The 14,488-nt window shown below is 71.5% G+C and carries 13 protein-coding genes; 6 read left to right on the plus strand and 7 right to left on the minus strand.

Annotated features, from left to right (window positions below; translation table 11 throughout):
- Positions 1 to 110: 110 nt before the first annotated feature.
- Positions 111 to 1,205, minus strand: coding sequence for a ferritin-like domain-containing protein (locus tag ACMTAK_RS18200; RefSeq protein ID WP_413812926.1), 1,095 nt, complete (start codon positions 1,203 to 1,205; stop codon positions 111 to 113).
- Between the two features lie 215 nt (positions 1,206 to 1,420).
- Here ACMTAK_RS18200 and ACMTAK_RS18205 point away from each other — a divergent pair, with 215 nt between their 5' ends.
- The 4 genes from ACMTAK_RS18205 to ACMTAK_RS18220 all read left to right on the plus strand — a co-directional run bounded on the left by ACMTAK_RS18205 (position 1,421) and on the right by ACMTAK_RS18220 (position 5,215).
- Positions 1,421 to 2,350, plus strand: coding sequence for an AurF N-oxygenase family protein (locus ACMTAK_RS18205; RefSeq protein WP_413807201.1), 930 nt, complete (start codon positions 1,421 to 1,423; stop codon positions 2,348 to 2,350).
- Between the two features lie 216 nt (positions 2,351 to 2,566).
- A complete protein-coding gene (locus tag ACMTAK_RS18210; protein WP_413807202.1) occupies positions 2,567 to 3,430 on the plus strand; it encodes a TetR/AcrR family transcriptional regulator in 864 nt (287 codons plus the stop codon).
- Between the two features lie 122 nt (positions 3,431 to 3,552).
- Complete coding sequence (locus tag ACMTAK_RS18215) at positions 3,553 to 3,819, plus strand: hypothetical protein (protein WP_413807203.1); 267 nt, start codon at positions 3,553 to 3,555, stop codon at positions 3,817 to 3,819.
- A gap of 145 nt (positions 3,820 to 3,964) precedes the next feature.
- Positions 3,965 to 5,215 carry a C40 family peptidase gene (locus ACMTAK_RS18220; protein ID WP_413807204.1) on the plus strand — a complete coding sequence of 417 codons (1,251 nt, stop codon included), beginning with the start codon at positions 3,965 to 3,967 and terminating at the stop codon, positions 5,213 to 5,215.
- A 21-nt stretch (positions 5,216 to 5,236) separates the two neighbouring features.
- On the opposite strand, the gene ACMTAK_RS18225 is transcribed toward ACMTAK_RS18220, so the two are convergent.
- From ACMTAK_RS18225 to ACMTAK_RS18245, 5 genes are all read right to left on the minus strand, one after another.
- Positions 5,237 to 6,619 carry a styrene monooxygenase/indole monooxygenase family protein gene (locus ACMTAK_RS18225; RefSeq protein WP_413807205.1) on the minus strand — a complete coding sequence of 461 codons (1,383 nt, stop codon included), beginning with the start codon at positions 6,617 to 6,619 and terminating at the stop codon, positions 5,237 to 5,239.
- A 77-nt stretch (positions 6,620 to 6,696) separates the two neighbouring features.
- The gene (locus ACMTAK_RS18230) at positions 6,697 to 7,308 is read right to left on the minus strand and encodes a GTP-binding protein (RefSeq protein ID WP_106969044.1); all 612 of its coding nucleotides are present in this window, start codon (positions 7,306 to 7,308) and stop codon (positions 6,697 to 6,699) included.
- Positions 7,309 to 7,342: 34 nt separating this feature from the next.
- Complete coding sequence (locus ACMTAK_RS18235) at positions 7,343 to 7,735, minus strand: DUF742 domain-containing protein (RefSeq protein ID WP_413807206.1); 393 nt, start codon at positions 7,733 to 7,735, stop codon at positions 7,343 to 7,345.
- On the minus strand, positions 7,732 to 8,223 hold the full coding sequence (locus ACMTAK_RS18240) for a roadblock/LC7 domain-containing protein (RefSeq protein WP_256652484.1): 492 nt from the start codon (positions 8,221 to 8,223) through the stop codon (positions 7,732 to 7,734). The genes ACMTAK_RS18235 and ACMTAK_RS18240 overlap by 4 nt, the downstream gene beginning before the upstream one ends.
- On the minus strand, positions 8,220 to 11,549 hold the full coding sequence (locus tag ACMTAK_RS18245; RefSeq protein WP_413807207.1) for a sensor histidine kinase: 3,330 nt from the start codon (positions 11,547 to 11,549) through the stop codon (positions 8,220 to 8,222). The genes ACMTAK_RS18240 and ACMTAK_RS18245 overlap by 4 nt, the downstream gene beginning before the upstream one ends.
- A gap of 392 nt (positions 11,550 to 11,941) precedes the next feature.
- Here ACMTAK_RS18245 and ACMTAK_RS18250 point away from each other — a divergent pair, with 392 nt between their 5' ends.
- A complete protein-coding gene (locus tag ACMTAK_RS18250; RefSeq protein ID WP_413807208.1) occupies positions 11,942 to 12,712 on the plus strand; it encodes a hypothetical protein in 771 nt (256 codons plus the stop codon).
- Between the two features lie 93 nt (positions 12,713 to 12,805).
- Here the strand turns inward: ACMTAK_RS18250 and ACMTAK_RS18255 are convergent, their stop codons facing one another.
- The gene (locus ACMTAK_RS18255; protein WP_413807209.1) at positions 12,806 to 13,336 is read right to left on the minus strand and encodes a MarR family winged helix-turn-helix transcriptional regulator; all 531 of its coding nucleotides are present in this window, start codon (positions 13,334 to 13,336) and stop codon (positions 12,806 to 12,808) included.
- A 201-nt stretch (positions 13,337 to 13,537) separates the two neighbouring features.
- Here ACMTAK_RS18255 and ACMTAK_RS18260 point away from each other — a divergent pair, with 201 nt between their 5' ends.
- Positions 13,538 to 14,386, plus strand: coding sequence for a lysozyme (locus ACMTAK_RS18260; protein ID WP_413807210.1), 849 nt, complete (start codon positions 13,538 to 13,540; stop codon positions 14,384 to 14,386).
- Positions 14,387 to 14,488 lie beyond the last annotated feature (102 nt).

Consider the following 14,488-nt stretch of genomic DNA (forward strand, 5'->3'; position numbering starts at 1 on the left):
CGGCCTCATCCGCTGGCGGTGATCATGAATCTACCAAGGTCGGTGCGTGGAGGCGAGGTTGAGGGGGACGTCATGTCTGGAGGAGAGGTTGAGGGGCGTCATGTACGTACTCACGCCTGCGCCTCGGCCGTCGCCCCCTCCGCGATCGCCTCGTCGACCTCGCCCGTGCGCGCCGCCTCCTCCGCCGCGAAGCGCTGCTGGTCCAGCCGCTCGGCCAGCTCCTCGTCCTGGTTCATCAGCAGGTCGAGATTGCTGTCGCCCAGCTCCAGCACGCCCATGTCGACATACGCCCGCTGGAGCCGCTCGCCCCACAGCCCGATGTCCTTCACACACGGCACGATCCGGCTGAAGAGCAGCTTGCGGAACATGTGCAGGAACTGCGACTGCTCGCAGTACTCCTCGGCCTCGGCCTTCGGGATGCCGAAGTTCTCCAGGACCTCCACGCCGCGCAGCCGGTCGCGCATCAAGTAGCAGCCCTCGATGACGAATTCCTCGCGCTCGCGCAGCTCCGCGTCGCTCAGCTGCCGGTAGTAGTCGCGCAGCGCCATCCGGCCGAAGGCCACATGGCGGGCCTCGTCCTGCATCACATAGGCGAGGATCTGCTGGGGCAGGGGCTTGTCGGTGGTGTCGCGGATGAGGCCGAACGCGGCGAGCGCCAGGCCCTCGATGAGCACCTGCATGCCCAGGTAGGCCATGTCCCAGCGGGAGTCGCGGAGGGTGTCGCCGAGGAGGGTCCGCAGATCGGTGTTGATGGGGTAGACCGTGCCGAGCTTGTCGTGCAGGAAGCGGCCGTAGAGCTCGGCGTGGCGGGCCTCGTCCATGGTCTGGGTCGCGGAGTAGAACTTGGCGTCGAGGTCGGGCGCGGCCTCCACGATCCGGGCCGCGCACACCATCGCGCCCTGTTCGCCGTGGAGGAACTGACTGAACTGCCAGGCGGCGACGTGATGGCGCAGCTCGCCCTTGTCCCGGTCGGTCATCCGGTCCCAGTGGCGGGTGCCGTAGAGGGCGAGCGACTCATCGGGGGTGCCCAGCGGATCGTGCGGGTCCACGTCCAGGTCCCAGTCGATCCGTTTGACCGCGTCCCACTGCTTGTCCTTGCCCTTCTGGTAGAGGGCGAGCAGCCGGGCCCGGTGGTCGTCGTACTCCCAGCTGAATCGGGCGGCGCCGCCGGCGGGCACCTGCCAGAGGGGGTCTCCGGGATCCATCGCGTAGAGCTCTTGCGTCGCCACCGACGCCTCCTTCGCCTCGCTCCCCCGTGAACGGATGCGTACTCGGCAGGCTCACACGTCCGTTACTCAGCGGTCAATAAGACCTCCTCAAGGGATTGACGGGCTTGCTGACGCGGAGTCTCATAAGAGGTATCCGCCGGCAACCGTGCCCACCGGCGTCTGACCGAGCCATCAGTGAGGTGCCCTCGACGATGTCCACCATGACCGAACCACCCGCGCTCAGGGACGCGCTCGGCCTGATCAAGGACCGCGAACGGGTCGCGGAGCGGCTGCTCCAGTCCTCCGCCAAGCACTCCTTCGACCCCGACATCGAACTGGACTGGGACGCGCCGTTCGAGCCCGGCAAGTGGTTCTGGCCACCGGAGCTGGTGTCGCTCTACGACACCCCCATGTGGCGCCGGATGTCGGAGGAGCAGCGGCTGCTGCTGTCCCAGCACGAGGCGGCGGCCCTCGCCTCCCTGGGCATATGGTTCGAGATCATCCTGATCCAGCTGCTCACCCGGCACATCTACGACAAGCCCGCGACCAGCGCCCATGTGCGGTACGCGCTCACCGAGATCGCCGACGAGTGCCGTCACTCCAAGATGTTCGCGCGGCTGATCACCAAGGGCGGCACCCCGGCGTATCCGGTCGCCCCGCTCCACCACAACCTGGGCCGGTTCTTCAAGACGTTCTCCACCACGCCCGGTTCGTTCACGGCGACCCTCCTCGGCGAGGAGATCCTGGACTGGATGCAGCGGCTGACCTTCCCCGACGAGCGCGTTCAGCCGCTGATTCGCGGGGTCACCCGGATCCATGTGGTCGAGGAGGCCCGCCATGTGCGGTACGCGCGCGAGGAGCTGCGCCGCCAGATGCTGCGGGCGCCGCGCTGGGAGGCGGAGCTGACCCGGATCGGTTCCGGGGAGTTCTCCCGGATCTTCTCGCAGGCGTTCATCAACCCCAAGGTCTACACGGACGTGGGACTCGACCGGCGCGCGGCCGTCGCTCAAGTGCGGGCCAGCGCCCATCGGCGCGAGGTGATGCGCAACGGCGCCCGCAAGCTCACCGAATTCCTCGATGACGTCGGGGTGATGCGGGGCGTTGGGCGCCGACTGTGGAAGAGCTCGGGGCTGCTGGCCTAGGGGCCGCCTGCGGCGGGCTGTTCCGCTCCCCGTCTCCCCGTCCCTTCCCACGCGGCGGAGAGCATATCGATGTGGCGGGACGGGGCATCGGGCGCCGGGCCAAGGGGCATTGGGCCGACGGGCCCAAGGGCGCGTTCGGGCCGGCCCCAAGGGCCCATTCGGGTCGGGCCGAAGGGGGCATCCGCTTCGTAACGATGGGCGGTTACGCTGCCAGGCATGACGACAGGCAGCGGCACCGCTCCGGCGCCCCCGGAGGCGACACCCCCGGCGGAGGCGAGTGCCGCCGCGCGCCCGGCGGCGGAACCCCCGGCCGCCGCGAGCCCATCGGCCATCGCGCGGCCACCGGACACCGCGAGCCCACCGGCCGCGCGCCGGGGCAGCTACCGCAGGCTGAGCGTCGAGGCACGGCGCGCCGAACTCCTCACCGCCGCGCTCGACCTCTTCGCCCACCGCGCTCCCGAGGATGTGTCGCTGGACGATGTGGCCTCGGCCGCCGGGGCCTCCCGTCCGCTGGTCTACCGCTACTTCCCGGGCGGTAAGCAGCAGTTGTACGAGGCGGCGCTGCGCAGCGCCGCCGATGAGCTGGAACGGTGCTTCGAGGAGCCCAGGAGCGGCCCGCTCAGCGCCCGGCTGAGCCGGGTGCTGGACCGCTATCTGGCCTTCGTGGACGAGCACGACACGGGGTTCAGCGCGCTGCTGCAGAGCGGCAGCGTGGCCGAGACCTCGCGCACGAACGCGATCGTGGACGAGGTCCGGCGGGCGGCGGCCGAGGAGATCCTGCTCCATCTGGCGGTCAAGGAGCCCGGTGCGCGGCTGCGGATGATGGTGCGCACCTGGATCACGGCCGTCGAGGCGGCCTCGTTGATCTGGCTGGACGAGGAGAAGCGGCCGTCGCCCGCGGAGCTGCGCGACTGGCTGGTGGACCAGTTCGTGGCGATGCTGACCGCCACCGCGGCCACCGATCCGCAGACGGCCCGGGTGATGAGGGCCGCGGTCAGGATGGAGCCCGCCGAGGGACCGGTCGGGCGGCTGGCGCGCCGCGTGGTGCCCTCGCTGGGCGAGGCGTCGCATCTGCTCTGACGAGCGCGGCCGGTGAGACGTACGGTCGTGGCGGGACGTACAGCCGTGGTGAGACGAACGGTCGTGGCGGGACGTACAGCCGTGGTGAGACGAACGGCCGTCGTGAGACGTACGGTCATGGCGTGAGAAGCGAGGAGACGCCCTTCGTGGGCGGGCCGCTGGACGGCCGGGTGCTGCCGGTGCTGGTCGGCCTCACGGGCCAGCCGCCGAAGACCTACGAGGTGCCCGTGAAGGACGAGGCGGGCGGACCGCCCACGGTGTATGTCTACCGCAGGGTTCCCGCCGCCACCTCCAAGCGGCTGGGCCTGGTCCGGGGCTGGGCCTATGAGTACGACCCGGAGGGGAAGCCGGGTGGCGGGCCGAAGTGGCCGTGGTCCAAGCCGGACTGACCGTCGGGCCGAGCTGATCGCCCGCCGGACGGGTGACCGCATTCGTCCGACTCGCCCACAATTCTCCTGAAGATACGAACGTCATGCCACGATCCCTGCTGAGCTGGACGCCGAACAGAGGCGTCTCATAGCCGGAGGTGATCACGTGTCAGGACGGATCGTGGGCTCGGTCTGCGCGGCGGCGATCACCGCGGCCGCCGCGCTGGTGCCCGCCGTTCCGGCGGCCAAGGCGTCGGCCGCTCCCGCCCGCCCCGCCGACCGGTCCGTGTCCGAGCTGCTGACCCAGCTCAAGACGCTGTACCGGAAGGCCGAGGAGGCGACGGAGGCGTACAACGCGACCGAGGAGAAGCTGCACAAGCAGCGCACCAGGACCAGGGAGCTCACGGCCCAGCTCGTCCGCGCCCGTACGGAGCTCGCCGTCAGCCACGACGACGCGGGACGGCTGGCCCGTCGGCAGTACCAGGGCCACAGCGCGCTCTCCTCCTACGGTTTCCTGCTGACCCTGCTCACCCCGCACCCGGAGAACGCCGCCGACGAGGCGCGGGAGCTGGATCGGGCGGCCGGGCGCGAGGCCGCCCTGATCCACCGGCTGACCAAGGGCGAGCGGCGCGCCGACACCACCGCCACCCGGGCACGGACCGCGCTGGACAAACAGCTGTCCCTGGCGGCGAAGCGCAAGAAACAGCGGGACAAGGTGAAGAAGCAGCTCCGCTCCATCGAGAAGCTGCTGGCCGCGCTCAGCACCCGCCAGATCGCCCAGGTGGCCCAGCGCGAACGCCAGGAGACCGCGAAGGCCCAGCGCAAACTGCTCGCCTCCGGCGCGCTCGGCTCCGCGAACGGCACCTCGAACGGCGCCGCGGGCCCGCCCGCCACCACGAACGGCGGCACGGGCGGCGCCACCCCGGCCCCCGGAAGCCGCCAGGACACCCCGGCGGCGGGCACCCCCTCCCCGGTGGCCACCGTCACCGCGCCCCGCCCCCGCCCCGACCAGTCCCCCGGCCGCCGCCCCGGGATGGCGTCCGCGGAGGCCGGGCGGCGGGCGCTCGCCTACGCCCTGAACCAGATCGGCAAGCCGTACGTCTGGGGCGCCGAGGGGCCGAACTCCTTCGACTGCTCGGGGCTGACCTCCTCCGCCTGGGCGTATGCCGGGCGGACCATCCCGCGCACCAGCCAGGAGCAGTGGCGCCAGCTGCCACGGGTGCCGCTCAGCCGGCTGCGCCCCGGCGATCTGGTGATTTACTACAAGGGGGCGAGCCATGTGGCGATGTACGCGGGCAACGGCCAGGTGGTCCAGGCGCCACGCCCCGGCCAGCGGGTGAAGCTCTCCCCGCTCGCATCCAATCCGCTCCAGGGCGTGGTGCGCCCGGGGCCGGTCACGGTGGCCAAGAAGCGGTGACGGCTCCGGCGACGGCCGGTGTCAGCGGAAGGACCGGACGGCCTCGGGGGCGTGGTCGTCCACCTCGACCTCGACCTCGACCTCGTCCTCGTCCTCGGTCCCGGTCCCGGTCCCGGTCACATCGTCGGCGGCCACATCGCCGGCCTCGGCGGCCTCGGCCGCTTCCCTGACCTCGTCCAGATAGGCGGCCGTCTTCTCCGGCTCGTAGAAGAAGTTCTCGAAGTCGGAGGGGTCGTCGAAGCCGTTGGCGATGCGGTGGGCGACGGTGGGAAAGGCGGACCCCGCGCCGAGGAGGTTCACGATGTGTTCCGGCGGCGGGGCCAGCATCGCGTTGGTCCACTTGGTGACGTGCCGCGCGCTCTCCCAGTAGCGGTCGAACGTCGTCCGCATCCACTCCTCGTCGAACGGCCCGTCGCCGCGCTCGAGGATGCTCTCCAGATAGGCCGCCGCGCACTTGGCCGCGGAGTTGGAGCCCTGGCCGGTGATCGGGTCGTTGGCCACCACGACATCGGCGACGCCCAGTACCAGCCCGCCGCCCGGCAGCCGCCCGATCGGGTGGCGTACGGTCGGCGCGTACCGCCCGGACAGCGTGGCGCCCGCGTCCGTCAGCTCGACCTTGGTGGCGCGCGCGTACTCCCAGGGCGTGAAGTGTTCCATCAGCTCCAGGACCCGCTCCAGGTGCTCCGAGGGATCGGTGATGCCCTGGAACGCGTCGGCCGGACCGCCCGGAACCGTCTCCCAGAAGAGGATGTCGGCGCGGCCGCTGGTGGTGAGCGCGGGCATCACGAAGAGTTCGCCGACGCCGGGGACGAGATTGCAGCGCACCGCGTCGACGTCGGGGTGCTCGGGGCGCGGGCCGAGGCCGTGCACATAGGCGACCGCGAGGGCGCGCCGCGGGGTGTCGTACGGGGAGCGGGCGGCGTCCCGGCCGAAGAGCGAGACCAGTTCGCCCTTGCCCGCGGCCACCAGCACCAGGTCGTACTTCCTGACGAGGACGTCCAGGTCGGAGACGGTGGCGCCGTGGATGACCACCTGGCCGCCGCGCTGCTCGAACGTCTCCATCCAGCCGGCCATCTTGATCCGCTGGTCGACGGACTGGGCGTAACCGTCGAGCCGGCCGACCCAGTCGATGACCCGCGGATGGCCCCCGGGAGCCGGCGGCCCGGCGACCGAGACCCCGAGGCCCTCGATCCGCGGCGCCCGCTCCTCCCAGAAGTTGAGCTCCAGATCGCGCTCGTGCCCCAGCGCGGTGTGGAACATGCACTGGGTGGACATCACCCGCCCGCCGCGGATCTCATCGGCCGTCCGGTTGGACATCAGCGTGAGCTCGTAGCCCTGGGACTGGAGGCCCAGAGCGAGTTGGAGGCCGGATTGACCGGCACCCACGATGAGTATCTTCCGCATGGCTGTCGACTCTCCCTCACGCTCGGGCCGAAAAGAGGAACGGAGCGTTCCATCCCACGGGCGGAGCAGAGGTTACGTCACTCGGGTGACACGTCAACGGCGTGCCTCACCAGCGCCAGCAACGCGTCCACGACCGCGATCCGGCGTCGTGCGTCCATCATCACCACAGGTACGGAGGACGCCACGGAGAGCGCGTCCCGTACGTCCTCGGCCTGGTAGAGCGGAGTCCCCTCGAAGTGGTTGACCGCCACCACATACGGCAGTCCGAGGCTCTCGAAGTAGTCCAGTGCCGGGAAGCTCTCGTCGAGGCGCCGGGTGTCGACCATCACCACCGCGCCGATGGCCCCGCGCATCAGGTCGTCCCACATGAACCAGAAGCGCTGCTGGCCGGGGGTGCCGAAGAGATACAGGACCAGATCGTTCTCCAGCGTGATCCGGCCGAAGTCCATCGCGACGGTGGTGGTCAGCTTCTCGGGCGTCGCCTCGAGGTCGTCCACACTCTCGCTGGCCTGCGTCATCAGCGCTTCGGTCTGGAGCGGGGTGATCTCCGAAACCGCGCCGACGAAGGTCGTCTTGCCGACGCCGAAGCCTCCCGCTATCACGATCTTGGTGGCGATCGGCGCGCGGGAGCGGTCCGTCTGCCACCTCTGGAGCACCTCCTCGGCCCCGGGTATCCCGGCCCCGGGTATCTCCGACGTCGCCGGCGGGGTCGCCGTGATCGTCTCAGAGCCTGCGAAGTCCACTGAGCACCCTTTCGAGCAACGCGCGGTCCGGCTGGCCGGGGCCCCGCCCGGTGCCGTAGACGCGGATCTTTCCCTGGTCGGCCAGGTCACTGAGCAGGACGCGCACCACACCGAGTGGGATCTTGAGCATCGCGGAGACCTCCGCGACGGAGCGCATCCTGGCGCACAGTTCGATGATCGCCCGGATCTCCGGCAGCATCCGGGAGTTCAACCCGCTGGGGGCCGGGTCGAGCCGTCCGTCCGGAGATTCCAGCGCCGCGACGAAGGTCTCCACCAGCAGCACATGGCCGGAGCGGGTGCGGCCACCGGTGAGTGAGTACGGACGTACGCGAGCGGGTTTACGGGCGGGTCGGCCGGACCCGGCAGCCGTCACTGTGCGTGCTCCAGCGACCTGCGTAGTTCATTGCGGAGCTCGGGGGTGAGCACATGTCCGGCCCGGCCCACGAAGAGCGCCATGTGATAGGCGACGACGGTCATGTCGCAGTCGGGGGTGGCGTGCACCCCCAGCAGCGAACCGTCGCTGATCGACATGACGAACAGACTGCCCTCGTCCATCGCCACCATCGTCTGCTTGACACCGCCGGCGTCCATCAGCTTCGCCGCGCCGAGCGTGAGGCTGCCGAGCCCCGAGACGATCGTCGCGAGATCCGCGCTGGAGCCCTTGGGGCCGTCCTGCGCCGACGGATCGGCCGCCGCGGCCGCGGCGTGGTGCCGTGTGTCGGAGGAGAGCAGCATCAGCCCGTCGGTCGAGACGACCACGACCGAACGGACGCCCGGAACCTCCTCGACCAGGTTCGCCAGCAACCAGTGCAGATTACGGGCCTCGCGACTCAACCCGTAGGTACTACTGGGCGCATTCACCCGCGTGCCTCCTCAACCGTGCCACCCTCGTTCTGCGCCCCCGTTTGCCCTGCTGGTCCCCCGTGCCCCCGCGCGGGCCGGCCGCGGGCGGCGAGCTCGGCGGCGGCGTCGCGGTGTCCCTCGCGGGCACCGCGCTGGAAGCCGCCGAGCCGGCGCCGCAGTTCCTCCGCGTTCACCGAGCCGGTCCGCTCCTGTGGATCGGGCTCCCGGAACGCCACGTTCCGCGGTCGGCGCTTGGGAAGTCCCTTGTCGGTGCGCGCCACCTCGTCGTCCGGGCGGGCGTGCTGATCGGGGCCGATGGCGTACGGATCGGCGGACGGCTCACCGCCGCCTGCCCGCTCACCACCCTCCGCCGTCCTGCCGCCGGGCGACGGCGGGACGCTGCCTTCCGGCCCGCCGTACGACGCCGGACCGCCGCCCGCCGCCGGGCCGCCGGGCCGCGCCCGGCCGCCGTTGGCCGGGCCCCAGGCGTCCGCGCCGACGGGGCGTATGCCGTGGCCGCCGATGTACCACTCTCGGTCCGCGTGGTCTTCGGGGTCCACGTGGCCGTCGCGGCCGTCGGCGTCCGCGCGGTCCGCCGCGTCCTCATATACGTCGCGGCCCTCACGGTCCTCACGGCCTTCGCGGCCCGCTCGGCCGTCGGGGTCCGTACGGTCCGAGCGGCCACCGCGGTCCTCGGGATCCTCGGGATCCTCGGGGTCCCCTTGGCTCTCGCGCAGACGGCGGAGCATCAGCTCCATCGTCTGCTCGACCGCCGGGATCTCCGGCTCCTCGGGCCGAGGTACCGGGGGCTTGTCGTCCGCGCCCGACCCGGTGCCGTCCTGCCCGTCGGCCTGGGCCAACTTGGGGACGCGCTTGGGCAGGGCGGGCAGCGCACCGGTGCTTTCCTGGGCCGGATGGCCGCGCGGCGGCGTGGGCTCCATGGGGTAGTCGCGGCCCGTGTCCCCGGTCCGTCCCCACTGCTCACCGGGGACGGCCCAGGGAGCGCTCGGCTCCGGTTCGGCGGCGGCGTCGACGGGCTGGGGCTCAAGGCGGGGCTCGTCCTCGGGCTCCGGCTCGGCGCCCCGGGGCGCCGGGTCCGGCTCCGCGGGGGGAGCGGGCGGAGCGGGCGGAGCGGGCGGAGCGGCCGCCTCGGCCGGCGGCTCGGCACCGGCCCCCGCCACACCCTCCTGACCGCGCGCGACCGAACGGGCCTGCCCCGGCAGCGCGTTGGAGTTCGCCTCGGCCTCCGAGCCCGGGAAGCCCAGGAAGGAGGAGGGTCCGGGGGCGCCGAACGTCGCGCCCACGCCCACCGGCGGGGCGGGCGGCAGCCCGGCGCCGGGCGGACCGGTGGGGAGGATCTTCGTCGGGAGGACGACCACGGCCGCCACCCCGCCCGGCTGCTGCTCGCGCAGCTGTACGCGGATGCCGTGGCGCGCGGCGAGCCGGGTCACCACATACAGCCCGAGGCCCAGCGGGTCCTCCGGCTGGGGGCCCTGGCAGTACTCGGGCACGGGGTCCGCGAGCCGGTTGTTCAGCTCCACGAAGCGCTCGGGCGTCATGCCGATGCCCTCGTCCTGGACGGAGAGCATGACCTCGCCGGTCTCCAGCAGCCAGCCGGAGACCTGGACCGCCGCGTCCGGCGGAGAAAACGATGTCGCGTTCTCCAGGAGCTCGGCGATCAGGTGGCTGACGCTGTCCGCGGCGAACCCCGCGACCTGGGCATGCGGCGGCAGCGCCTGGATCTGCACCCGGTCGTACCGCTCGACCTCGCTGATCGAGGCGCGCAGCACATCCAGCAGCGGCACCGGCCCCGGGTGGGTGGCCTTCTGCTCGGAGCCCGCGATGACCAGGAGGTTCTCACCGTAACGGCGCATCCCGGTGGCCAGGTGGTCGAGCTGGAAGAGCGTCTCGAGGCGGTCGGGGTCCTGCTCCCGCTCCTCCAGGGACTCGATGATGGCGAGCTGGCGCTCGATCAGGCCCAGTGAGCGCAGCGCGAGGCTGACGAAGCTGCCGTGGACCCGGGCCCGCAGCCCCTCCAGCCGGGTGGTGACCGCGTCCCGCTCGGCGCGCAGCCCGTCCCGCTCGTCGGCCAGCCGCTGCCGCTCACCGACGAGCCGGGTGCGCTCGCGCTCGAGCTCGGCGACCCGCTCGTACGTCTGCGCGGCCTTGGCGTGCAGTTCGTTGACGGCCCGTACGGCGTCCGCGAACTCGTCGTCGCGGCCCTTGAACTCCACCGGTTCCTCGGCCGCCGGATCGGCCGCGACCCGCCGCGCGCCGAGCCGGAGGGCGGCCAGCGGCCGGGTCATCGAGCGGGCGCTGTGCACTCCGGCGCCGAGGGCGACCAGCAGGGCCGCGCCCACGATGCCGATGCGCAGCTCCAGGTCGGTGACCTCGTCGTCCCGCACCCGCGCGAGCTGGGCGGCCTCGGCGGAGGCCAGCGAGGACTGTGCGCCGCGCATCTGGTCGATCCGGGCGTTCAGGGCGGTCTCGACACGGTCCTTCTGGAGGAAGAAGTCATTGCCGGCGAGGCGGCTCTGGTCGGTGAGCCGGGCGAGGTAGCGCTCGGCGGACCCGACCTCGGTGCCGCTGACGGTGCGCTGGTACGCCTCGCGCATGGCGGCCGGGGCCAGCTGCTCGAAGTCGTCGAGCGCCGACTGCTCGCGGACGTTGGTCCGCTGCGCGGCCGAGACCAGCGTGGGCTGGCCGCCGCCCGCGTCGAGCGCGGCCAGCAGCAGTCCGCGGGTGGCGGACGCCTCCTCCACCGCGCGGCCGAGCGGGGCCAGCGCGGCGGTGCCGCCGGACTCGGCGTCGGCCGGGAGCCGGCGGGCGAGGGTGTCGGTGATCCCGTTCAGCGCCTGGACTGTGCGGGTGTAGGCGGTGAAGACGTCGATGGCCGAGCCCTTGCCGGTCAGCGCCTCCTGCCGCAGTTCGGGGAGGGCGTCGAGGCGTCGCCGGACGGAGGCCGGGACGTCCCCGCGCACCTCCCGGACCCGGCGGTCGACCCGGGCGCGCATCTCCTCGGAGACCCCGTGGCCGGAGGCGGAGGTGCGGCCGTCGGCGACATAGCGGGTCATGGCGTCGCGCTCGTCGGCGAGGGCGTGGGCGAGGGTCACCGTGGAGCGGTTGGTCTCCGCGAGGTCGACGAGGGCTTGCGCGTCGGTGGTGTCGTCGAGCGCGAGCAGGACGGCGGGGGTTCCGGCCCCGAGGACGGCGACGGAGACGAGGGCTACGGACGTGGTGAGCCGACGACGGACGCGTACGGTGCGCCGTCGCGGCGCCGCCTCATCCTGGCGCGGCTCGCCGACCGCATCGCGCGTGGTGCCCCGAAGCCGCTTCTTCCGCACCGGTGCTCACAATCCATTCTCGCCCGACCGCTGACGTGGACCAAGAGGTGACGACGGATCAACCATTGTGTTTCCCCACCCCTGGTAGGGATTCCGACCCTTTCAGGACGGGTCTGGGGCGGGTACGCATCACCCACCCGGCCACCCGAACGAGTGAACCGTATTGCGTAGTTGACCACCAACCTTGGCTCGCGGCCATACCTTCCCGCCACCTTGCGCGGATTGGTAAAGACCTCGGCGCCCTGACAAGATGCCCACCCGCAGCTTCCCAGAAGTGTCAATCCCGTCCCAATCAGGCAGCGGAGAGACCGGCGACGGATTTGGTACGGACCAATGCCCCGGCCCGGCCCTCGCCGCCGTGGTGGCCGACAGGGGTCCGGCAGACTGAGGGAATGCGCATCGAACTCGCGACCGCCCCCGGCGATCAGCAATATCCCAACGAGGACTACGCGTCAGTAGCCCTCCCGGCCTCGGGGAGCGGCGGTGCGCTCGTGGTACTGGACGGAGTGACCCCGCCCGAGGGAGGGGACGGATGCGTCCACAGCGTGGACTGGTTCACCGCGCGGCTCGGCGGATCGCTGCTCGAACTGTCCGGTTCGCGACGGGATATGCCACTGGCACAGTGCCTCTCCGAGGCGATCACCCGGACCGCCGCCGCCCATAGTTCAACATGTGACCTTTCTCACCCCCTTACGCCCCAGGCGACCGTCGTCGCGGCGCGCTGGGACACCGAGCGAATCGAGCATCTGGTGCTGTCCGACTCGGTGTTGCTCATCGAGCGGACCCATGACGGAGTGATCCCGGTCCTGGACGACCGCATCGACCGGCTGCGGGCCGAGGGCCGACGGCTCGCCCCGCTGCGCAACGTGGCGGGCGGCTTCTTCACCGCCGCCGCCGACCCCACCGTCTCCCGTAAGGCGGTCACCGGGGAGCTCCCGCGCGGTGAGGTACGGGCGCTGGCGGCGCTCACCGACGGGGCGTCGCGCTGGGTGGAGAGGTTCGGCGAGGGCGACTGGACCGAGTGCTTCGCGCTGCTGCGCAAGGAGGGCCCGCAGGCGCTGATCGACCGGGTGCGGGCGGCCGAGCACGCCGATCCGGACCGTACGGCCTTTCCCCGGGGCAAGAGCCATGACGACGCGGCCGTGGTCTACGTGGAGCCCTGACCGCAGGTACTGCCCCACCAGCGGGGTAGCGCGGTTGCCACGTCCGCGTCGCCGGATGCGCGCCGGTCGCCGATCCTGACGGGTATGAGCGCCCTACTCCTGCGCCGCACGCGCCGTCTGACCGCGGTCGTCGGCCTCCTGCTCCGCGTTCAACCGGTGCAGCAGCCTGGCGAGTTCGGCGATCTCGCTGCGCTCCCACGCGGCGAGGCGGCGGGCGTACCGCGCCCGCCGCGCGCCCCGCACGGCGCGGAAGCGGCTGCGGCCCTCCTCGGTCAACTCCACCAGGAAGGCCCGGCCGTCGGCCGGATCGGGCGTCCGCGTCACCAGTCCGAGCCCCTCGAGAGCCCGGAGCTGACGGCTCATCGTGGCCTTGCCGACGCCCACGAAGCCCGCGAGCTCGGTGGCGCGCTGCGGACCGGCGTCCTCCAGCCGCATCAGCAGTCCATAGGCGGCGGATTCGAGCTCCGGGTGGACCTCCCGGGCCAATTCCCCCGAAGCGGCACGGGCCCTGCGGAGGAAAACCGCCAATTCGCGCTCCAGAGCCAGGAATGCATGGTCCACACCAATGCCGTCCACGGTGCCCCCCTCACCCCGCTCAGGGGGCAACGCCCCGTTGTTGTGCACGTCAGAGCCCTCTCCGGGTTTTCACTTCGTGAAAGTTTCTACCACGCACGGCTGTTACCGCAGCTCCACCAGTATTTCGCAGGATTAGACCAACGGCATCACACTCTCCCCCTTCCGTCGGCCTATCTACGCCCGTAGCGTCAACTCTGACATGGTCATTCCAATCGGAGCTCCCCCCACCGAGGTTTCGGAGGCAACGCCATGCCCGTGCACAGACCTGGTTCGGTCCGACGCGCCCTCAGTGCGCTGATCGGCATTCTCGCCGCGGTCCTCGCCATGACCCTCGCACTGCCCGGTTCGGCGTTCGCCGCCCAGGGACAGGGCGACAAGGCCATTCCCCATCCCGAGGACGACTGGGCGGGTTCCCAGATAGCCAAGCACGAGGGCGGATCCACGACCGGTGAGGCGCCGACGGGGCTGCTCGCCACCGTCGAGGGCGTGGACGTCAGCAGCCACCAGGGCAATATCAGCTGGTCGACGCTGTGGAGCAGCGGCGTCCGGTTCGCCTATGCCAAGGCGACCGAGGGCACCAGCTACACCAATCCGTACTTCGCCCAGCAGTACAACGGCTCGTACAACGTCGGCATGATCCGCGGCGCGTACCACTTCGCCCTGCCGAACAACTCGACCGGTGCCGCACAGGCCAACTACTTCGTCGACCACGGCGGCGGCTGGTCCAAGGACGGCAAGACCCTGCCGGGCGCGCTCGACATGGAGTACAACCCCTACGGCGCGACCTGCTACGGGCTGAGCGCCAGTGCGATGGTCAACTGGATCAAGTCCTTCAGCAGCACCTACAAGTCGCGCACCGGCCGCGATCCGGTGATCTACACCTCCACCAGCTGGTGGAAGACCTGCACGGGCAACTCCGCCGCCTTCGGTGGCGTCAACCCCCTGTGGATTCCGCGCTACGGCTCGTCCGTCGGCGAGCTTCCGGCCGGCTGGGGCTTCCACACCATCTGGCAGTACACCTCCTCCGGCCCGACGGTCGGCGACCACAACAAGTTCAACGGCGCCATGGACCGGCTACAGGCCCTCGCCAACGGCTGAGCCCCGCATCGCGCCACCCCCCACACCTGGCGCGTCCGACCGCATGCGACGCGTCCCGCCCTCCGGCATACGGACAGGTCTGTCTGTAGGCTGGAGGGCGCA

Source organism: Streptomyces lacaronensis, from assembly GCF_047337785.1.
Lineage (GTDB): Bacteria > Actinomycetota > Actinomycetes > Streptomycetales > Streptomycetaceae > Streptomyces > Streptomyces lycopersici.

Coding starts and splice junctions, on each gene's coding strand:
- ACMTAK_RS18200 (WP_413812926.1), bottom strand. CDS start 1,205: ATGGATCCCGGAGACCCCCTCTGGCAGGTGCCCGCCGGCGGCGCCGCC.
- ACMTAK_RS18225 (WP_413807205.1), bottom strand. CDS start 6,619: ATGCGGAAGATACTCATCGTGGGTGCCGGTCAATCCGGCCTCCAACTC.
- ACMTAK_RS18250 (WP_413807208.1), top strand. CDS start 11,942: ATGCGCATCGAACTCGCGACCGCCCCCGGCGATCAGCAATATCCCAAC.
- ACMTAK_RS18205 (WP_413807201.1), top strand. CDS start 1,421: ATGTCCACCATGACCGAACCACCCGCGCTCAGGGACGCGCTCGGCCTG.
- ACMTAK_RS18210 (WP_413807202.1), top strand. CDS start 2,567: ATGACGACAGGCAGCGGCACCGCTCCGGCGCCCCCGGAGGCGACACCC.
- ACMTAK_RS18260 (WP_413807210.1), top strand. CDS start 13,538: ATGCCCGTGCACAGACCTGGTTCGGTCCGACGCGCCCTCAGTGCGCTG.